This is a genomic window from Rhizobium sp. WSM1328 (assembly GCF_057653715.1).
The window spans coordinates 1,849,931-1,870,105 of sequence record NZ_CM172788.1 but is presented as its reverse complement, the minus strand read 5'-3'; the positions used below and the strand labels follow the sequence as shown (position 1 = coordinate 1,870,105).

General features: G+C 62.1%; 20 protein-coding genes. 2 read left to right on the top strand and 18 right to left on the bottom strand.

From position 1 onward, the window contains the following. Nucleotides 1–51 precede the first annotated feature (51 nt). The gene (locus AC2444_RS09660; protein ID WP_012757414.1) at nt 52–864 is read left to right on the top strand and encodes a ferredoxin--NADP reductase; all 813 of its coding nucleotides are present in this window, start codon (nt 52–54) and stop codon (nt 862–864) included. A gap of 49 nt (nt 865–913) precedes the next feature. Here the strand turns inward: AC2444_RS09660 and AC2444_RS09655 are convergent, their stop codons facing one another. The 13 genes from AC2444_RS09655 to AC2444_RS09595 form a co-directional block, all read right to left on the bottom strand. Beyond that, nucleotides 914–1,528, bottom strand: a complete 615-nt coding sequence (locus AC2444_RS09655) for a GntR family transcriptional regulator (RefSeq protein WP_012757413.1) — start codon at nt 1,526–1,528, stop codon at nt 914–916. A 222-nt stretch (nt 1,529–1,750) separates the two neighbouring features. Next, nucleotides 1,751–2,110: a VOC family protein gene (locus AC2444_RS09650; protein ID WP_012757412.1), complete on the bottom strand. Its 360-nt coding sequence runs from the start codon at nt 2,108–2,110 to the stop codon at nt 1,751–1,753. 73 nt (nt 2,111–2,183) lie between these two features. Then, nucleotides 2,184–3,386 carry an ABC transporter permease gene (locus AC2444_RS09645; RefSeq protein ID WP_012757411.1) on the bottom strand — a complete coding sequence of 401 codons (1,203 nt, stop codon included), beginning with the start codon at nt 3,384–3,386 and terminating at the stop codon, nt 2,184–2,186. Further along, nucleotides 3,376–4,092, bottom strand: a complete 717-nt coding sequence (locus tag AC2444_RS09640; RefSeq protein ID WP_012757410.1) for an ABC transporter ATP-binding protein — start codon at nt 4,090–4,092, stop codon at nt 3,376–3,378. The genes AC2444_RS09645 and AC2444_RS09640 overlap by 11 nt, the downstream gene beginning before the upstream one ends. Before the next feature lie 12 nt (nt 4,093–4,104). Next, complete coding sequence (locus AC2444_RS09635) at nt 4,105–5,397, bottom strand: efflux RND transporter periplasmic adaptor subunit (RefSeq protein ID WP_012757409.1); 1,293 nt, start codon at nt 5,395–5,397, stop codon at nt 4,105–4,107. 162 nt (nt 5,398–5,559) lie between these two features. After that, the gene (locus tag AC2444_RS09630; RefSeq protein ID WP_012757408.1) at nt 5,560–5,934 is read right to left on the bottom strand and encodes a GFA family protein; all 375 of its coding nucleotides are present in this window, start codon (nt 5,932–5,934) and stop codon (nt 5,560–5,562) included. Nucleotides 5,935–5,942: 8 nt separating this feature from the next. After that, nucleotides 5,943–6,152, bottom strand: a complete 210-nt coding sequence (locus tag AC2444_RS09625) for a hypothetical protein (RefSeq protein WP_012757407.1) — start codon at nt 6,150–6,152, stop codon at nt 5,943–5,945. Between the two features lie 32 nt (nt 6,153–6,184). Next, nucleotides 6,185–6,343: a hypothetical protein gene (locus tag AC2444_RS09620; RefSeq protein WP_164902751.1), complete on the bottom strand. Its 159-nt coding sequence runs from the start codon at nt 6,341–6,343 to the stop codon at nt 6,185–6,187. A gap of 284 nt (nt 6,344–6,627) precedes the next feature. Next, nucleotides 6,628–7,707: an ABC transporter ATP-binding protein gene (locus AC2444_RS09615; protein ID WP_012757405.1), complete on the bottom strand. Its 1,080-nt coding sequence runs from the start codon at nt 7,705–7,707 to the stop codon at nt 6,628–6,630. A 31-nt stretch (nt 7,708–7,738) separates the two neighbouring features. Beyond that, nucleotides 7,739–8,788: a carbohydrate ABC transporter permease gene (locus AC2444_RS09610; RefSeq protein WP_128449082.1), complete on the bottom strand. Its 1,050-nt coding sequence runs from the start codon at nt 8,786–8,788 to the stop codon at nt 7,739–7,741. After that, a complete protein-coding gene (locus AC2444_RS09605) occupies nt 8,785–9,822 on the bottom strand; it encodes a carbohydrate ABC transporter permease (RefSeq protein WP_128449079.1) in 1,038 nt (345 codons plus the stop codon). Before AC2444_RS09605 ends, AC2444_RS09610 begins: the two co-directional genes overlap by 4 nt. 11 nt (nt 9,823–9,833) lie before the next feature. Continuing rightward, nucleotides 9,834–11,093, bottom strand: coding sequence for an ABC transporter substrate-binding protein (locus tag AC2444_RS09600; protein WP_012757402.1), 1,260 nt, complete (start codon nt 11,091–11,093; stop codon nt 9,834–9,836). 64 nt (nt 11,094–11,157) lie between these two features. Then, a complete protein-coding gene (locus AC2444_RS09595; RefSeq protein ID WP_012757401.1) occupies nt 11,158–13,680 on the bottom strand; it encodes a hypothetical protein in 2,523 nt (840 codons plus the stop codon). Nucleotides 13,681–13,924: 244 nt separating this feature from the next. Between AC2444_RS09595 and AC2444_RS09590 the strand changes: the two genes are divergently transcribed. Further along, nucleotides 13,925–14,977, top strand: a complete 1,053-nt coding sequence (locus AC2444_RS09590; protein WP_012757400.1) for a LacI family DNA-binding transcriptional regulator — start codon at nt 13,925–13,927, stop codon at nt 14,975–14,977. A gap of 22 nt (nt 14,978–14,999) precedes the next feature. On the opposite strand, the gene AC2444_RS09585 is transcribed toward AC2444_RS09590, so the two are convergent. From AC2444_RS09585 to AC2444_RS09565, 5 genes are read right to left on the bottom strand one after another with little or no spacing between them, the layout of a single operon-like run. After that, complete coding sequence (locus AC2444_RS09585) at nt 15,000–15,743, bottom strand: ABC transporter ATP-binding protein (RefSeq protein ID WP_012757399.1); 744 nt, start codon at nt 15,741–15,743, stop codon at nt 15,000–15,002. Then, nucleotides 15,740–16,585, bottom strand: coding sequence for an ABC transporter ATP-binding protein (locus tag AC2444_RS09580; protein ID WP_012757398.1), 846 nt, complete (start codon nt 16,583–16,585; stop codon nt 15,740–15,742). Before AC2444_RS09580 ends, AC2444_RS09585 begins: the two co-directional genes overlap by 4 nt. Next, nucleotides 16,572–17,474 (bottom strand): ABC transporter permease, encoded by a 903-nt coding sequence (locus tag AC2444_RS09575; protein WP_003539529.1) that lies wholly within the window; start codon nt 17,472–17,474, stop codon nt 16,572–16,574. The genes AC2444_RS09580 and AC2444_RS09575 overlap by 14 nt, the downstream gene beginning before the upstream one ends. Continuing rightward, nucleotides 17,471–18,499, bottom strand: a complete 1,029-nt coding sequence (locus AC2444_RS09570) for an ABC transporter permease (RefSeq protein WP_003559265.1) — start codon at nt 18,497–18,499, stop codon at nt 17,471–17,473. The genes AC2444_RS09575 and AC2444_RS09570 overlap by 4 nt, the downstream gene beginning before the upstream one ends. A gap of 20 nt (nt 18,500–18,519) precedes the next feature. Beyond that, entirely contained in the window at nt 18,520–20,115 is a 1,596-nt protein-coding gene (locus AC2444_RS09565) for an ABC transporter substrate-binding protein (protein ID WP_003559263.1), read from the bottom strand. Between the last annotated feature and the right edge of the window lie 60 nt (nt 20,116–20,175).

The following is a 20,175-nucleotide window of genomic DNA, read 5'->3' as shown; positions in this document are numbered from 1 at the left end:
ATCTCGCTCGCATCCGACAGTTCATCCGACGAAACGGGATCCTCTACCGCAATGAACGCGCCTGCAAAGACCGAAGACTTCGCCTCGTCCATCCCCGCCGGCGTCTACGCCGAGACGGTGCTCGATGTCACGCACTATACCGACCGGCTCTTCCGCTTCACGATGACCCGGCCGCAGGGCTTCCGTTTCCGTTCCGGCGAATTCGCGATGATCGGCCTGATGGTCGAGGGCAAACCGGTCTTCCGCGCCTATTCGATCGCCAGCCCCGCCTGGGCCGAAGAGCTTGAATTCTTCTCGATCAAGGTGCCGGACGGTCCGCTCACCTCACATCTGCAGGAGATCAAGCCGGGCGACCAGGTGCTGATGCGCAAGAAGCCAACGGGCACGCTGGTGCTCGATGCGCTGACGCCAGGCCGTCGTCTCTACATGTTCTCGACAGGAACGGGCATTGCGCCTTTCGCCAGCCTGATCCGCGATCCCGAGACCTATGAAAAGTTCGAGGAAGTCATCCTCACCCATACGACACGCGACGTCGCCGAGCTGAAATACGGCTTCGACCTCGTGCACGAGATCCAGAATGACGAGCTGCTGAAGGAAGTCGTCGGCGACAAGCTGCGCCACTATCCGACAGTCACGCGCGAGGATTTCGAATATCGCGGCCGCATCACCGACCTGATCTCCTCCGGCAAGCTGTTCACCGATCTCGGCGTGCCGCCGCTCGACCCGGTGATCGACCGCGGCATGATCTGCGGTTCCTCGGCCATGCTGAAGGATACCAAGGAACTGCTCGAGAAGGCCGGCCTCGATGAAGGCGCCAACAGCAAGCCCGCCGAATTCGTCATCGAGCGCGCTTTCGTCGGCTAAAACATTTCTGACAATCAGACCTGTAGCGGCTCCGGAAACGGAGCCGCTTCTATGTGTGGCTGAGGTAATCGATCAGCACCGCCATGGTGGCGCGCGCTTCATCCGGCCTGCCCTGATGGATGGCGCGGATGACGGCGACGTGCAGCGCGATGGCGCGGTCCATGCGCTCCGGGCTTGCCTTGGAGTACCAGAGGCGACGTGAATGCGTCTGCACCGGGCCGAGTGCTGCCGTGATGAAGCCGTTCGGGCAGGCATCCTCGAGGATTTCGTCGAAGGCCTTGTCGGCGGCGAAGAAGCCGTCGAGATCGCCGTTAACGGCGCATTCCTCCATCGCGCGGGCGCAGTCGAGGAGACGCGCGCGCTGTTCGTCGCTCGCATGTTCGGCGACAAGGCTTGCCGCGATCGGCTCCAGCTCACGACGCACCTGCATGACATTGCCATGATCCTCCGGCGCGATCTCGGCGACCTGCAGCCCGACGCGCGGCTTCACCAGGATCAGTCCCTGCCAGGCGAGCTTCTGGATTGCCTCGCGCACCGGCGTACGCCCGTGGCCCGCCATATCGATCAGCTGTTTTTCGGTGACAAGCGCGCCGGGCTTCAGCGCCAGCGTCACGATCAGATGCTCCAGCGCGAGATAGGCAAGATGGCTCTGAGAAGTCTGCAATACGGAGCTCCGTCGCCAAGTCTGATATATCACATACTGACACGGTCAAAAACCGAAGACAAGTCGGCATTGAAATATCAGAATAGAGACAGATAGATAACATAGGCGAGGCGTGAAACTCGGCGAGGCATTGACGTCTGCGCCGTGAAGGCTCGTGCCACCCGCCCGGCCTACTGAGGTACACCGGCTCGCCTAGTCATCAGGCCGGCACTACCCCCTCGGTCACCCCTTGCGAAACGCCCGGCTGGAAACCGAGATCGAATTTTGACACGGGTCTTTGGCATTGGCGAACAGATAACCGTCGGCTTTATGGATGGCGCCGAACTCCAGGCCGTTCTCCGCGCATCGACTGCAAAAGGCCTCGACGTCCTCCACGTCGAAGACCAGCTTGACGGTGGATTGACCGCTCCGCTGGCCCTTGGCGGCCTGGTGCAGCATGATATTCGCACCGCCGTCCTGAGCGACCAGTTCAACGATCCTGTCGCCCGGCAGGCTGGTCGCCTTGAAACCGAAGTGCTTCTCATAAAACCGCGCCGTTTCCTCGACATTCCCAGCGTAAATCACCAGTCTGTTGAGCGGCATGATGCTGACCTCCGATAGTGCTTGTGTTCGATTGATAGGAGTAGCGAGACATCATGCGTTTTGCCACGGCGCATTATTCGTGCCGCAGCGCCTCGATCGGGTTCAACTGCGCGGCCCTTCTCGCCGGAAAATAGCCGAAGATCATGCCGATCGCCGCGGAGAACAGGAAGGCGACGGCGACCATCAGGGGGCTGAAGACGAAGGGTACTTTCAGCAGCGTCACAGCGCCGAAGCCGAGGCTGAGCCCCAGCACGATGCCGGTGATGCCGCCGAACAGCGACAGTGCCACCGCCTCGACCAGGAACTGGGTGAGCACCTGGTTTTCGAGCGCGCCGATCGCCAGGCGGATGCCGATCTCGCGGGTGCGCTCGGTGACGGAGACCAGCATGATGTTCATGATGCCGATGCCGCCGACGAGCAGGCTGATCGCCGCGACGGCGCCGAGCAGGCCGGTCAGCAGCGTCGTCGTGCCGGTCATCGCCTCGGCGATCTGAGTCATGTCGTTGACGTTGAAATCGTCCTGGCGGCCGGGCACGATCTTGCGGCGCTCGCGCAGGAGATTTTCGACATCGGACTGTACTTTGGCTGTGGAGACACCGTCGCGCGCCGAGATGATGATCTGCGGCACGTTGCTGCTGCCGCTGATGCGCCGCTGAAACACCTTGACCGGCATGATGACGACATCGTCCTGGTCGTTGCCCATGCCGGACTGGCCGCGCTTGGCCAGCACCCCGATGACCGGGCATGAGACCTTGCCGACGCGGATCTGCTGGCCGGTAGGGTCAGCGCTGCCGAAGAGCTGTGAGCGCACCGTCTCGCCGATGATGCAGCGCGCCTGGCCGCGTTCCTCGGCGGGAAGAAAATTGCGACCGAGCGCCAGATTCCAGTCCTGTGCGATGAAATAGTCGTTGGTGGTGCCCGACACGCTGGTCGAATGGTTCTGGCCGCCGAAAATCACGGTCGCTGTCGACTGGTTGAGCGGCGCCACCGCCCTGAGACCGCCGATCTGGTCGCGGATGGCCGCGACGTCCTTGACGCTAAAGCGCTTGGCCTCGGAGCTTGCCCGACCGGGGCCGAACTGGCCGGGACGGACGAACAGCATGTTGGTGCCGAGCCGCGACAGCTCGGTCGAGACCTGTGCGGTCGTGCCGTTGCCGATCGTCACCAGCGCGATGACAGCGGCAACGCCGATGACGACGCCGAGCACGGTCAGGAACGAGCGCAGCATGTTGCGGCTGATGGCCCGCAGCGCCAGTTTCAGCGTCTCAAAGAACATGATCCGCCCTCCTCCGATGCTCGACTTCCGTCTCCAGCTTGCCGTCGACGAAACGCAGCAGCCGTTGCGCATAGGCGGCAATATCGGGTTCGTGGGTGACCATGACGATGGTGATGCCCTGCTCGCGGTTCAGCCGCGTCATCAGATCCATGATCTCGACGCTGGTCTTCGTGTCGAGATTGCCGGTGGGCTCATCGGCGAGCAGCAGCGCTGGCTCGGTGACGATGGCGCGGGCTATGGCGACGCGCTGCTGCTGGCCGCCTGACAGTTCCTGTGTCTTGTGATGTTCGCGCCCGGTGAGGCCGACGAGTGCTAAGGCCTCGCGGGCCCGTTCGCGCCGCTCGCGCACCGCCATGCCGCGATAGATCAGCGGCAGTTCGACATTTTCGACGGCCGAGGTGCGCGACAGCAGGTTGAAGCCCTGGAAGACGAAGCCGAGCATGTGCCGGCGCAGCAGCGTCAACTGGCTGCGGTCGAAGCCGCTGGTCGGAATACCCTCGAAGATGTAGTCGCCGGCGCTCGGCACGTCGAGGCAGCCGAGAATGTTCATCGCCGTCGACTTGCCGGAGCCAGACGGGCCCATGATCGCGACGAATTCATGGGCGTTGATCGCAAGGTCAACATGGTCGAGCGCGCGGATCGCCGCCTCGCCCTCTCCGTAAATTTTCGAGATCTGTCTGAATTCGATGAGCGGCGGGCTTGCCATCCGTCTCTCCGCCTAGTTCGCACGCGTCGTGGCGTCGGTCACCAGTGCGTCGTTTTCCTTGATGTCGCCGGAGACGACCTGGGTGAACTGGCCGTCAGATGAGCCGACCTGGATGACAACAGGCGCCGGGCGACCGTTGCGCAGCAGCCAGACACGGCGCTCAGCGCCCTTCAGCGCCGGACCGGCATTGTTGTTGCGCTGGCGCGGCGGGCCGAAGATGCCGAAAATACCGCGGCCGCGCCTTTCCGCCTGCGCCGGAGCGTAGCGCAGCGCCGCATTCGGCACCATCAGCGTGTCCTTGACGGCCTCGACGGTGACATCGGCCGTCGCCGTCATGCCGGGGCGCAGCAGCAAATCGGCATTGTCGACCGATAGGACCGCCTTATAGGTCACGACATTGTTGACCACTTCGGAGGCGAAGCGGATCTGCTCGATCTCGGCGGGAAAGCTGCGATCGGGATAGGCGTCGACGGTGAACTTCGCCTTTTGGCCGACGGCGATCTGACCGACATCGGCCTCGTCGACATCAACCTGCAGCTCCATCTTCTTCAGGTCGCCGGCGATGGTGAAAAGGATCGGCGCCGAGAGCGAGGCTGCGACCGTGGCGCCAGGATTGACGGAGCGGGTGAGGATGACGCCGTCGATCGGCGATATGATCTTCGCCTTGGCGAGATTGACTTCGGCAAGCTGCAGGTCGGCCTCCGAGGCCAGAACCTCGGCCTCATTGATCTGTTTGGCGGCGACGGCGGAATCATATTTGTAGCTGGCGTCGTCGAGGCTCTGCTGGGTGGAGACGTTGCTCTTGACCAGGCTCTTCAGCCGCTCGAGCGAGGTGCCTGCCGATTGCATATCGGCATTGGCTTTGATGACGTTCGCCTTGGCCGAATTGAGCTTGGCGCGCGAGCTCTTCACATCGGCCTCGAGCTTGTTGGTATCGAGGAGAGCGAGCACTTCGCCCGATTTGACCGTGCTGTTGTAATCGACGTTGACGTCGCGAACTGTGCCTGACAGTTCGCTCGATATATCCACCTGCTCGGTCGGCTGCACGGAACCGGTGGCGGTGACGAGCACCGTCAGGTCGCCGCGTTTTGCCGGCTGGGTGGCATAGCTCACTTCGCTTTGCCCACGGCCCATATAGACATAAGCGGAGACGGCTGCAGCAGCGATGAGAATCAGCAGGATGAGCAGGCGTCCGCGCCAGCGGCTGCGCTTGCCCTGCCGGCCCGATGCAGCAAGGACCGCGGCGAGATCAGACGCTGCGCCTGTCTTTGCTCCGGTTTCGCTGCCGCTTACGATTTTGTTCATGTCGTCCTCAATCCGTCAGTGGCCGCTTGTGGCCTCTGCGGCGAAGTAATCACAACGCAGATGAACCGGCGATTAGCGTTGCCGCCGAACTGGCACGGAATTGCGGATGGGTGAAATGAAATATTGGTAAGGAAAGTCAAGTTTTCGATGAGCAAGCGTCCGTCAGTTCGGATCCTCGGCAAATTGGCCCGCGCCGGGCAAAGGATGCAGCCACGGTTCACGCCGCTTGATCCAGACCTCATAACCAGGCGCAAAGTCGGTTGGCGGACTGTCGAGCGAGCCCAGACGGATTTCCGCCTCGTCTTCCCTGAGGCAGAAAAGCCTGCCGCCGCAGACGGGGCAGAAGCTGCGGCCGGCGAAGGTGGCGATCTCGCCGCTGTGGGAAAAAGCCTGGCGCGGCCAGACCGCGAAGAACACGAAGGCGGAGCCGCTCGATTTGCGGCAATCGGCGCAGTGGCAGAGGCCGGTGCGAAGCGGCTGGCCTTCCACCCTGTAGGCCACCGCCCCGCAAAGGCAACTTCCGGTTCGGATACCCATGGCGCCCGTCAGCCGTCGAGATTGGTCGGCAGGCCCGGCGGGCGCCGCTTTGCTGCCATCAATAGGTCGAGTTCGGTGGCCGACGGGCCGAACTTGTCGTAGAGGCGCTTTGCCTCCTTGTCGTCGAGCCGATATTTCCTGGCAAATTCGCCGATGCTGTAAGGGCGGCCACGCAACACTCTCCGCGCCGGGGTCGCCGTATTCGGTGCGTCGGTCATGGTTTTCTCCTTTTCGTCAGATACTCTCTAAGTTAGAGCGACCCGTCGATTTGGAAAGAGCCGGCGAGCCGCATCGAGGCTTCCGGCGCGGGTGGATGCAATTGTTTTTCTGGAACCTTTTCGCCAACATGCGCACTTTTTGATCGATGTTGCGGGCCGCGCCAAGCGGACGCGGCGGTGCTGGAGAACATCGGGATTTTTCCGCTTTCTCACTCTGGCCAACGAAATGGCAGTCGAGCTCCCTACCCGCCCGGTCCACGTCCTCGTAGCGCTTTTTCCGAGCGAAGATCACGAAATATTAAAATGCGGAACGCTTGCGCGGGAGCGCGGTTCTCCTCTCGAGGTCGACGTGGCCTCGTTCAAACCAAGGAGAACCGAATGGCAAACCAAGGTGGATCCAATGAACAGCACGTCAAGGCTGGGCAGCAGAGTCCCAAGAATGACTCCAATGCCCGCACACTTTTGCGCGTCATGCTTAGGACAAGCGCCTGCCGTCCTCGCCGAAGAGGTGCAGCACATCGGGGTCGAGATGCAGCGGCAGGCTGTCACCCGATTTCATCCGCTGCTGGCCGGCAAAAACCGCAATCAGCTTCTTCCCGCCTGCGTCGGCGTGGACGACAGTCTCCGAGCCCAATTCCTCGACAAGGGTAACGCTTGTATCCAGTCTGCCCGCTGAGCCCGCTTCGGCGAGGGTGATATGCTGCGGCCGAATGCCGATGCTGACCCTTTCGCCCGCCGGGGGGGCCTCCTTGGCAATGACGGAAAGGCGATGGCCGCCGACGGTTTCGACTTCAGCGAAACCGCCCTCGTGACCGACAATCGCACCTTCGAGGAAATTCATGTGCGGCGCGCCGATGAAGCCGGCGACGAAGCGGTTGGCCGGCTTGTTGTAGAGTTCCAGCGGTGTTCCCACCTGCTCGATCCTGCCGCCTCTCAGCACGACGATGCGGTCGGCCAGTGTCATTGCCTCGACCTGATCGTGGGTGACGTAGATCATCGTCGCCTTCAGGCGGGCGTGAAGGGCCGCCAGTTCGGCCCGCATGCTGACCCTGAGTTCGGCGTCGAGATTGGATAGCGGCTCGTCGAGCAGAAAGGCATCCGGCCGCCGCACGATGGCGCGGCCGATGGCGACGCGCTGGCGCTGGCCGCCGGAGAGTTGGCCCGGACGGCGTTGCAGGAAAGGCTCGATCTCCAGCATGCGCGCGGCGTCGGTAATGCGCGCTTCGATCTCGGCTTTCGCCACCTTGGTGTTCTCGAGACCAAAGGCGAGGTTCTCCCTGACACTCATATGCGGATAGAGCGCATAGGACTGGAAGACCATGGCCAGGCCGCGATCGGCAGCGCTGATAGCGGTAACATCCTTGCCGTCGATGGCGATGCTGCCGTCAGTCGGCTTATCGAGGCCGGCAATCAGGCGCAAGAGCGTCGATTTCCCGCAACCGGAAGGGCCGACGAAAGCGACGAACTCGCCGTCATTGACATGAAGCGAGACATCGCGAATGACCTCGACGGCGCCGAAATTCTTGACGATGTTCCTGAGCTCGAGCCCGCTCATGCACTCTCCTGTTTTCTTCTTTTAAGGTGGCCTATTTGAGCCCCGAGCCGGCAATGCCCGTGGTGATGAAGCGCTGCAGGAAGACGAAGATCAGCACGACCGGGATCATCGAGACGACGGTCATGGCGAGGATGTAGTGCCATTGCACATTGAGCTCGCCGGCATAGACGTTGAGGCCGACCTGCAGCGTATAGAGTTCCTTGCGCGACAGCACGATCAGCGGCCAGAGGAAGTCGTTCCAACGCCAGACGACGGAGAAGATCGCCAGCACGGCGAGAGCCGGCGCCGACAGCGGCAGGATGATGCGCCAGTAGATCTGCCATTCGCTGGCCTTGTCCATGCGGGCGGCGTCGAGCAATTCGTCAGGGATCGTCAGCATGTATTGCCTGAGCAGGAAGACGCCCGTCGGGGTGGCGACCGTCGGCAGGATGACGCCCCAGAGGCTGTCGAAGAGGTTCAGCGTGCCGATGACGGAATAGAGCGGCACGACGATGACCGAAAGCGGCACCATCAGCGTCGCCAGGATCATCAGCATGACGGCGGTGCGGCCGGGGAATTGGTATTTCGACAGCGCGAAGGCGGCCATGGAATTGACGAGCAGCGTAATCGCCGTCGCTACGACGGTGACGAAGACGGAGTTGCGCAGGAACAGGAAGAAATCGAAGCGCTGGAACGGTTCGGTGTAGTTGCCGCCGGCGAATTCGACCTGACGCACCGGTGTGCGGTCCTTGATATTCGGCTTGACGATTTCGCCCGGCTGTTTCGGATCGACCATCTGGCCGATGATGCCGATGCGGCGGACTTCGGCGAGCACACGCACGCTGCCATCCGGCATCGCGACATTATAGAGCGGCAACGGCTTGTCGTATCCCGGCACCACGGCCTGTTCGGTGACGTAGGGCAGGAAGGACGGCGGGAACTCGGCAAGGGCCGCCGGCGTCTTGAAGGAAGAGAAGACCAGCCAAACGGCGGGCCCGAACATCAGGAAGACGCCTGAGATCAGCCAGATCCAGGTGACGACATCCGTCCAGTGCCAGCCTCGTCCGCGGCGGCGGAGCAGAAAGGCAGAGACAGCGCTCATTGGCGTGCTCCCTTCTTCTCGTTGCGGCTGCTGACGCCGAGCTGGACCAGCGTCAGGATGACGAGCACGATGCCCATCAGGATCGAGGCAGCGGAAGCCAGCCCCGGATTGCGCAGCGAACTCGCAAAGCCGGTCTCGTAGATATATTGGGTGATGTACATGGTGCTGGTGCCCGGCCCGCCGCCGGTCAAAACGAAAACCTCGTCGAAGATCTGCACGGCGCGGATCAGCGCCAAGACCAGGACGACGATGAGGTTCGGCATCAGAAGCGGCAAGGTGATGCGCCGGAAGATGCGGGTCGGGCGGGCGCTGTCCATCGCCGCCGCCTCGTAGAGATCCCGGGGGATCGCCTGCAGGCCGGCGAGCAGGATCAGCGCATAAAAGCCCATATGCGCCCAGACCGAGACGAAGACGGCGAAGAAAAAGGCCCAGAAGCGATCGCTGAGCCAGGAAAATGGTTCGAAGCCGAAGGGGCTCAGCGCATAATTCAACAGGCCTTCACGCTGCAGGATCCATTTCCAGATCAGGCCGACGACGACGGGCGACAGCAGCACCGGGAAGAAGAAGACGGCGCGCCAGAAGCCGCGATTGGAAAGCTCACGGTTGAGGATCAGCGCCGTTGCGAGCGCTGCGATCAGCATCACTGTGACCTGGAAGACGACGAAGACGGCGGTGTTGCGCACCGCCGCCCAGAAAGTATCGGCGGCGCAGGTCGAGGGATCGAGATAGCTGCCGCAATCGAAGAGGATGCGGTACTGGTCGGCGCCGACATAGGTCCTGTTCTGCAGGAAGATGGCGCTGCCGCTCGTCGTCGAATAGATGAAGTTGATGACCAGCGGCAGCAGCACGAAGACGGTGAAGATCAGCATGTTGGGCGCCAGGAAGACGCCCGCCATGCCGTTCAGCCCGGTCAACTTCTGCCAGCCGCGCATGGGAATATCGACGAGCCCCATGGCAAGCCGGACAGGCGCCAAGAGCGCCTGCCGCAGGCCGGTTTTGACAGGTGGTTCAGAAGAAACCGTCTTCGCCGTCATCTGTTCTTCCGTCAGTTGCCGGCGACCTTGGCCTTGATGTCCTCGTCGATGCGGGCATAGGCGTCGTCGAGCTTCATTTCGCCGGCGATCACCTGGCTGATGCGGGCGACGATGGCGCTGTAATATGCATCCGACCACTTCCAGCCCGGCAGCTTCATGGCGGGTGCCGCCGTCTGGCCGGCCGCTTCGACGAAGGCCTTCAGCGCCGCCTGCACATGCGGATTGTCGGTCTTGAAGTCCATCTGGCCGGCGGCGACGCCCTTATGCGCCGGAATGAACAGGCTGCGTTCGGCAAACTCCTTCTGCACGTCGGCACCTGCCAGGTAATCCATCACCTTGGCGACGTCCTTCGGGTTCTTGGTGTATTTGACGGCCACCAGACCGGCGCCGCCCTGCATGCCGGAGCATGCGACAGAACCGCAGGGACTGCCCGCCATCACCCAGTCGAAATTGTCGCCAATCTTCTGGGCGAAGCCCGAAACCTGCCAACTGCCCGAATAAAGATAGGCAAGGCCGCCATTGATGAAGTCCTCGGCGGCGGAGCGGTAAGTGGTGCCGGCAGCACTCACCCAGACATCCTTGTTGATGGTGCCGTCCTCGTTCCACTTGACGAAGCGGCTGAGGAAGTCCTTGGCGCCCTGATCGATCGGCGCCGGCTTGCCGTCGGCGGCGATGTAGTTGGCGCCGTAAGAGATGTTCGGGCCGGAGACGCGGTGGCCGGAGCGGTCGATCGCCATGGCGAAGACCTTCTGGCTGTCGGCAACCTTCTTGGCCGCCGCCGCCCAATCGTCCCAGGTGGCTTTCGGGCCGGGAATTTCGACCCCGGCCTGCTCGAACAGCGTCTTGTTGACGAAGCCGCCGGTCAAGGTCAGCTGCGTCATGAAGCCGGTGATGGCGTTCGAGCCGTCGGGACGCATCCAGTCGGCCTGGGCGCCGAAATTGTCCTCCCAGTATTTCGCGTCGGTGAGGTAGGGCCGAAGATCGAGCCAGTGCTGGGCCGGCGCCTTCAGATTGGTGACGCGGGCGATATCCGGCCCCTGCCCGGCTTCGAGCTGAACCGGCAGCTGTTCCTTGACGACGTCGTAGGAGACTTCGTCGAGGATGACGTTGACGTCAGGATTGGCCTTGGAGAAGCGCGAGAGCAGGTCCTTGATCACCTCGCCTTCGCCGCCGTCGGAATACCACATGATGCGCACGTCGCCGGCATGGGCGGCAACGGAACTCAAGAGAATTGCAGCAAAAGCCGCGCCGATCGATTTCATTCTGGTCATTTTTTCCTCCTCTGATCGATCAATTCCTGCGTCCGGCCGGTCCTCCACCTGCCAGACACGTCGTCTACGAGGCCGCGCGCCGAGGCTGCCTGCCCGGTATCTTCAGATGTACCGCGTCTCCCCGCACCGACCAGTCCGTCGGGCGAAGAATACGGCCTTCGGCGCGCACGGTGCCGTCTTCTTCGAAGACGACCCGGCCATAATCCGGATCGATAACGATCAATGCGCCCTCTTCGTCGCGGCGGGCCGAAAGCGTGGCGAAACGCGCCTGCATGCCGTCAAGGCTACCCTCGCGCCCGACATCGGAGAGACGGACGATCCAGCGGCCCTTGCGGCCGGCCAGCCGCAGCTCGATATCCGTTGTCGGCCCTTGCTTCACCGGCTCCAGCGCGCCGTTGCCGATCAGCATCACAATACCGTTGCCGGAACGGGCGAGCGCCAGATTGCCGTCGACCACCGTGTCGTCGAAGGCCTCGAGCGGGAACCAGGCATGGGTGAAATCCGGCTGGCCCTCATGGATGTCGAAATCGAGGATCGCCAGATCGCGATACTGATGCACGCGCGGCAGCGTTCCGCAGCCGCCCCAGAAGCTCGGCCGGCCATACCCGAACTGGATGGTTTCGCCGGGATGATTGATCCAGATCTGCGCTTCCGGCCGGTCGCCCAAGCGCAGATGCAGCACCGTCTCCTGGTAGCCCCAGGCGCCGGGACGATAATGGGCGATGGTACCGAGCGCGGCGTCACGGGTCTTATAGTGGTAGAGGGCGGCGAAACGGTTCTCGCCCTGTGAAAAGGTCCATTCCTGCGCGTCGTCGGACTGGTGCGCCGCAATCGCCGCAAGCGCTTCTGGAAAACACAGGCCGTGGTCGCGGATGCAGACGGCAAGCTGCGGCAAAGCGTGGACACGCCGGCCGTACCAGCCTCGGCCCCAGAGCAGCCGGGCAATGGCAGAGAGTTCGACCGAGCGGCCGGGGCGCAGCGTATGTTCGTAGGAGCGGCCCTGGCTGCCGGTCAGCATGCCGTGATGGGCCGAGCGGGCGACGATCTCCATCAGGCGGACGATGCTGGCACTCGCCCGGTTGCGGATCGTCTCATCCGGCGCGCAGGCGGCCAGCGCCGTCAGCCCCTTGAGATCGATCGGGAAATAGGGAACGGAATTCCACTCGGCCATTTCCCAGCGCTCGAAATGATCGAGCCAGGCGCGGACGCGCTCTTCGCCGACCTGCATCTGCTCCGCGCCGGTGCGGCCGGAACGGACGAAGACAGCATCGGGGAAAAGCCTGCCGCCGAGATAGGCGGCGGTATGGAAGAGAAGCGCGTGGTTTTCCGAAAAATACCATTGAACGTCGTTGCCGGGCTCATCCATCCAGTAGCGGTAATTGAGGACGGCGTGTTCGATCCTGTCGCGCAGCTCGGGTGACAGTAGATCACTCCAGCGTGTATAGGCAAAGAGCAGCGGCACCAGCACGAAATCGGCGCAGTCGTGGCAATCCTCGATGACCGGCAGCATCGCCGAGATCATCGCCTCGGTTTCCTCGCCGCCCTGCCCCAGCGCAAGACGCGCGAAAGCGCAGACCGTGTCGGGCTCGGAATGGGCAGCGACCTCGGCCAGCGCCTCGGCGACGCGGTCCTCCAGCATGGCGGGGGCATCCCCCTGGCGCTGGGGATGACAGATCTCGACGCCGAGCGTGCGACCGAGCGAAAGCTCGCCTGTTTTGAAGGTGATGCGGAAATGGCGGAAATCGGCGGGCATATCCGCCGAAGTTCCGAGTTCCAGCTTGGTCGCTCCCGCTTCCAGCTCGAAATCATAGTCGAAGCGCTCGATCGACATGAAGTCGCCTTCGATCTCGACATGGCAGCTCAGCGCCACCGGCAGCGGCACGGGGAAGAGGATCGTCACATCTTCGCCGAGATAGGCAGTGCGGTCGAAGCGCATGCCTTCGAGGATGACCTCCAGCGCATCCGCATCGCCGGCGGCGGTGGGAACGGGCACGGCGGTTTCAACTTCCGGTCCTTCGACATAATCCAGTTGGAAATAGAAACGGGCGTCGCGCTCGGCGAGATCGTCGAAATAGACGCGGATCTCGTTGAGGCCAGCGGCCAGCTCGACCTCGAACAGCTGCTCGGCTTCGAGATTGCGCTGGTAAGGCGCCATGAAGCCCTGCTCGCGGCCATTGACGAAGAGGATCGCGCCACCGCAGGTCGACAGGCGGAGCGTCGCGGCCCCAGCAGACTGGATATCGAGGAAGGTGCGCGCCCAGCAGCCGATGCGTGTCGGGCGGAACCAGAAGCCGGAGAGATCGACACGCGGGGAAGCAAAGGGAAGCCACCACCGGACAGCCTCGAATTCGGCAGCCGGTTGCGGCCGCCGGCCGGAGAAGGATTTTTTGAATTCGGTGCGGCAGGGATATTCATGCGGAATGAAGTTCTTCGTCTTGGTGACGAAGAAGAAGGGATCCATGCTGCCGTCCATCGGACGGTCGGCGACGTCATAGCGCTCCTGCCACAGGTCGGCGAGCTGCCAGTAGACGATCGGGCTATCCTTCACCGTTGCACGGCGGAGATGAGATTGCTGCTCGGCGGTCATGCTTCAGCCCGCCCTAGAACAGCTAGAGCATGATGTCGTCCGAAAACCGCTCACACTTTTCGGCATCATGCTCGATCCTTGAGACGCCGGGTAAAACGCCGACGCATCGACTGGCCGTCTAGCCACATTTCAAAGCCTCCCTGCTCTGCCGCTGCCGCGGACTCCTCAGCAACAATTGTGCATAGGCATTCCATTTGCGCAATCTGAAAGATTTTTGCATAATAGTTGGGAGCGAGGAGACGACATGGCGGCGGAAGAGAAAAAAGGCAGGCGCACGCGCCTCGACGACATTGCCGCCCGATGCGGCGTCTCGATCAGCACGGTGTCGCGTGCGCTGGCCGGCGAAAAGGGCGTCAGGCCGGAGATCCGCAAGCTGGTGCTGGAAACGGCGAGTGCGGTCAGCTACGCGCTGCCGGCCAGCGTTGCCGGCAAGAAGGTCATGCTCGTCGCCTCCGGCGCGGCGATGATCGACTATGTCCGCAACCAGTTCACGCTCTATGTGCTCGAAGGATTGAATGCGCGTGCAACCGCCCTCGGCATCGAACTGGCGATGCGCCCCATCGCCGACAAGGGGGATGAAGCCCGCGTCGTCGCCGAGATGCGTGACGATCCGAGCTTCGGCGGCATGCTGATCATGACCGTTGATGAAGAGGAGATGCTGGCAGCGGCCGCCGATCTTGGAAAACCTGTCGTGCTGGTCAACAGCGACGATCCCTATATGCGGCTTTCGAGTGTGACACCCTGCAACCGTTCAGCCGCCTTCATCGCTGCCGAGCGGCTGATCAAGGCCGGGCATGAACGCATCCTGTTCATGCTGAGGCCGGGGCGGCGGACCATCGAGCGGCGCCTTGAGGGCTGGCGCGATGCCCTGCAGCATCATGGGCTGACGGCCGATGCCGATCTGGTGCTCGAAGTCGATGACTGGCTGCCGGAACTCGGCGCCGAGGCCGTCACCCGTCTTGTCCGCGAGAAAGGCCTCACCTTCACCGCCATCCTGACGGCGGGCGACAGCCTTGCCAATGGTGCGGTGCGCGGATTGCAGGCGATGGGTTATGCCGTACCGCAGGACATCTCGGTGATGGGCATAGACGACCTGCCGCAGTCGGCCTTTCTCAATCCACCGCTCTCGACGGTGCATATTCCGATGCGCGAACTCGGCGCCACCGCGCTCGATCTTTTGCGCGACATGATGCTCGGCCTTGCGGCCCCACGGCGGCGGGTCGAGCTTGCCTGCCATCTTGTCGAAAGGGGCAGCGTTGCGGCTGTCCGCATCCCTGCCGCAACGGCGGGCCGCTGAACCCACACCGCGATCGAGGATATCAAGCCTCGATAAAACTCGCCTCAAACAGTTCTCGCGCATAGGCATCATGCGTGGTGCCGGCCTGCAGATCCGCTTTGGTGAGCTCGTCCACAAAGCAACCGTTCTTCATGATCAGCACCCGGTCGCACATATGGGCGATGACTGCGAGGTCGTGGCTGACAAGCAGATAGGTCAGGCCCTTTTCCTCGCGCTGATCGGCCAGCAGGTTCAGGATTTCGGCCTGGACCGAGACGTCGAGCGCCGATGTCGGCTCGTCGAGCAACAGGATGGGCGGCGACAGGATCAGGGCCCGGGCGATTGCCACCCTCTGCCTCTGGCCGCCGGAAAGTTCGTGCGGAAAACGGTTTGCGAAGCTCGCCGGCAAACCGACCTGGATCAAAGCCCTTTCGACCTTCGACCAGATATCGGAATGGCCCATCGCGCGCAGCGGTTCCGCCAGGGCGGTGCCGATACGATGGCGCGGATGCAGGGATCCGTAAGGGTCCTGAAACACCATCTGGGCAAATTTCAGCTCCTCGCGGGAGCGCTTCTTGCCGATCGGTTTGCCGCCAAGCTCGATGTGACCGGTCCAACCGGCCTCCATGCCGGCCAGGCAACGCAGCACCGTCGATTTGCCGCATCCGGATTCACCGACAATGCCAAGGGTCTCCCCCTGGTTGACCTGAAAACTGATGCCCCTGACGACATGGTTGCTAGTCTTGCCAGAGGCAAAGACGACATCGAGGTCACGCACATTGATCATTGCGCCGTCTCCAGATCGAGTTTCGTCCTGTCGAGAACTGCAAGCCGGCGAACCGGATTCCTGGGGTCGGGCAGCGCAGCGATCAGCCCGCGGGTATAGGGATGGCGCGCCTCCTCGAGACAGGTCAGCGTTTCCACGATCCGGCCGGCATACATGACGATGATGCGCTCGCAAAAAGCTGCCACCATGCGAATGTCGTGGCTGATCAACAGCAGTCCGGAATTATTCTCGCGCACCAGTTCATCAAGCAGCAGCAGCACGTCCTTGCGGACGCTGACATCAAGCGCCGAGGTCGGCTCGTCGGCGATGACAAGCTTCGGCCGCGCCAGCAGCATCATGGCGATCATCACGCGCTGGCCCATGCCGCCCGATATCTGGTGCGGATAAAGCGCCATGACCCGCTCCGGATCGCTGATGCGCACGCGCTCCAGCATGGCGCGGGCAGCCTCATGCGCCTGTTTCTTATGAAGACCGAGGTGAAGGCGGGCGGCTTCGGCGATCTGCTTACCGATCGAAAGCACCGGATTCAGCGAATAGCGCGGATCCTGCATGATCAGCGCGATGTCCTTGCCGCGCAGCGCGCCCATCTGACGCTCACTCTTTGAAAGCAACGGATCGCCGCTAAGATCCATGCGTTCGGCCGAGACCACCGCGGCCGGCGGCAAAAGGCGCATGATCGCGCGACCTGTCGTCGATTTGCCGGAACCGGATTCGCCGACAATCCCGACGCGTTCGCGCCCGACGTCGAAACTGACATTGGAGACGGCGGGTACGGCGCCTCGGCCGAAACGGACGGTCAATCCTTCGACGGAAAGAACGGGCTGCAGATCACGATCTTGCATGGCGGGGATCCAAAAGGTCGCGCAGAGCATCTCCGGCGATGTTGAAGGCAAGGCTGGTGAGGAGGATGGCGATACCCGGCATCACGGCGACCCACCAATAATCGAGCATGAACTTGCGGCCGCTGGAGATCATCGCGCCCCATTCCGGCGCCGGCGGCTGGGCGCCAAGCCCGAGGAAGCCAAGCGAAGCTGCCGTCAGAATGATGCCCGCCATGTTGAGCGTCAGCCGAACGATGACGGAGGGAACGCACATCGGCGCGATATAGAGAAGAAGAATGCGCATCGGCGAGGCGCCATAAAGGCGGGCGGCGACCACATAGTCGGCGTTTCTGACGACAAGGGCCTCGGCGCGCGCGAGTCTCGCAATCGGCGGCCATGCGGTCAACGAGATCGCGATGATTGCCGTGGTCAAGCCGGCGCCGAGTGCCGCAGCAAAAGCCAAAGCCAGGATCAGCGACGGGAAAGACAGAACGATATCGGTGGCGCGCATCAGCAGCGCATCGGTGCGCCCTCCGAAGAAACCGGCGACGACGCCGATCAACAGGCCGATCGGGCCGACGATCAAGGAGATCGACAGCACGGTCTGGATGGTGATGCGCGTGCCGAAGATGAGGCGGCTCAAGATGTCCCGGCCGAATTCGTCCGTGCCTGCCAGGTGCGCGAGGCTCGGCGGCTGCAAGGCATCGCCAAGCGACTGTATAACCGGATCGTAGGGCGCCAGGAGCGGCGCGAAGATCGCGATCAAACAAAGCAGACCAAGGATGACGAAACCGGCAAGACCAAGCGGCTCGTGGGCCAATTTGCGGCCGGCGCGCGCAAACGACGCCGCGATACGGGTCGACACACTTGGAGGGCGGATCTCTATTTCGCTGCGGATGACATCGCTCATCGGGCCGCCTCCCGCATGCGCGGATCAAAGACGGCGTAAGCGACGTCGGCCAGGAAGTTCAACAACATGAAAATGAATCCCACAATGATGGTGCCGGCGACGATGGCGTTCATGTCGCCGATCATCAGCGCGTTGGTCATGTACTGGCCAATGCCCGGCCAGGAGAAAACGATCTCGGTCACGACAGCGCCTTCGAGCAGACCGCCATAGGAAATGGCCAGGATGGTGATCAGCTGCACCGCAATGTTCGGCAGGACGTGGTGCCAGATCGTGCCGAGCGGGCTCACACCCTTGGCTCGGGCCGCGATGACATAATCCTGGCTCAACTGCTCCAGGGTGAAGCTGCGTGTCATGCGGGTGATGTAGGCCATCGCCGCGTAGGCGAGAATGACAGCCGGAAGAATGATATGGCCGAGTGCATTCCAGAAGATTTCCGTCTCGCCCTGCAGCAGGCTGTCGATCAACAACAGCCCGGTGCGCGGCGTGACGAGACCCTCGTAAAACACATCGATCCTGCCCGGCCCGCCGACCCAGTTGAGGCCGGCATAGAAGATGACGAGCCCGACGATGCCGAACCAGAAAACCGGGATCGAATGACCGACGAGCGCGACCACGCGGGCCGTCTTGTCGATGAAGCTATCTCGAAACAGTGCTGCGACCAACCCGAGCGGGACACCGACGAAGGTCGAAATGATCACCGCCAGCGTCGCCAGTTCGAATGTCGCAGGAAAGGCTTGAGCGAGATCCGAAGAGACGGGATTGCCGGTGAGGACGGCGGTGCCGAAATCACCGTGGGCCAGCCCGTTCAGATAGAGGAAAAACTGCTGGTAGATCGGCAGATCGAGCCCGAGACGCGCCCGCATCGCCGCATAGGCGGCGGGATCCGCGAGCTCGCCGACAATCGCGCCGACCGGATCGGTGGGCAGGATACGGCCGATCACGAAGGTCACACATAAGAGGATGAACAGGCTGACCAGCAAATGCGCCAGGCGTCGGCCAAATTCGGCTACGGAGAGTTCCTTCATGATCGGCTGTCCTGGAAGTATTACTGGGTTTCGACCTTGGTGACGTTCTCGAGACGCGTCAGCTGAGACGGATGCCCCACATATCCCTCGACCTTGCTATTGAGGACGATCGGCTCAAAGCGCTCGAAGAGCGGAAGCACCGCCGGCTTCTGTTCGACGAACATCTTCTGCATCTGAACATAGAGTTCGCCACGCTTCTTGGCGTCCGGCTCCATCGATGCTTTCGCCGTCAGCGCCGTGAGTTCCGGAATATCCCAGGCCGAGCGCCAGACGAAATTGCCGGCATTGTTGGCTTCCTTCGAATTGTCGGGATTGGAGGAAAACTGCTCCATCGAGCCGAGCACGTTCGGCATATAGGCGCTGGTCTGCGGGATCAGCAGATCGAAATCCCTGGCGCGATGGGCGGCGATGATTTCCGAGCCGTTGCCCTGCTGGATGTCGATCTTGATGCCAACTTGAGCAAGCGATGCCTGGATGGCGGTGGCAAGATCGATGCGCGGCGTTTGCGCGATGGTCTTCAGCGTCAGCGAAAAGCCGTCCTTGAAGCCTGCCTCGCTCAGCAGCTGTTTCGACTTTTCGACGTCGAGATGCCAATCGGGGTTCGGGATGGCATATTCGAAATTCTCCGGAACGGGAACGTTTCTCGCCCGGCCGTAAGGGCCCATGATCGTCTTTTCGATGCCCTTGTAGTCGATGCCATAGGCGATGGCTTCGCGAACCTTCGGATTGGCGAGGTATTTGTTGCCGGCATTCATCGACAGCACGTAGAAACCGCCCGTCGGAATACGCTGGATGGCAAAGCCTTTCTTGGTCTGGAACGTCGCGAGATCCGATGCGGTCAAGGCGCTGGCAATATCGATATCGCCGCGTTCAAGCATCAGCCGCTCGACCTGGCTTTCAGGCACATGCCGGACGATGACGCGACGCATCTTCGGCGTGCCTGCCATATAGTCCTTGTTGGCGTCGAGGATCACCAGTTCGTTCGGAGACCAGCGATTGAGGGTAAACGGACCGGAGCCGGCAGAATGCGTTCGCATCCACGCGTTTCCGTAGTCGTTATCGACGGCGTGGCTCTCGACTTCGACGCTGTCGACCACGCTGGTCGTCGTCGTTGTCAGCCGATAGAGCAGAAGCTCTGCCGTCACCTGGTCGGAGAGATCGATCCGCACCGTCTGATCGTCGACGGCCTTGACGAGCTTTTCGACATTGTCCTTGTCGTAGCCGACGCGCTTGAGGTTAGCGGCGGCGGCCTGGTCCATTTTCAGGAGCCGCGCCAGTGAATAGACGACATCCTTCGAGGTGACCGGGTTACCGGAGGCGAAATTGGCCTTGCGCAGCGTAAAGGTGATGCCCTTGTCGTCAATCTTCCAGCTTTCCGCCAGTTGCGGAAGGATCTTGCCATCAGCCGTGCTGGCAACCAGCCGATCGTACAGATTCGACATGATTTCGACCGCCTTGCCTTCGGTCGCCTGCTGCGGATCGAGCGACAAAACCTGCGCCAGCGAAGTGCCAATCACCAGCTGGTCCTGCGGCGTGGCGGCCTGCAGCTGCGCTGCCGATATCGTCAGGGCGCCGATGACGGCACCGACGAACAAGCTCTTAGAAAAATGCTTCATTGTCACTCCTCCCTGGATTACTATAGGAAACATATTATGTCGTCCGTATGTCGTATTATG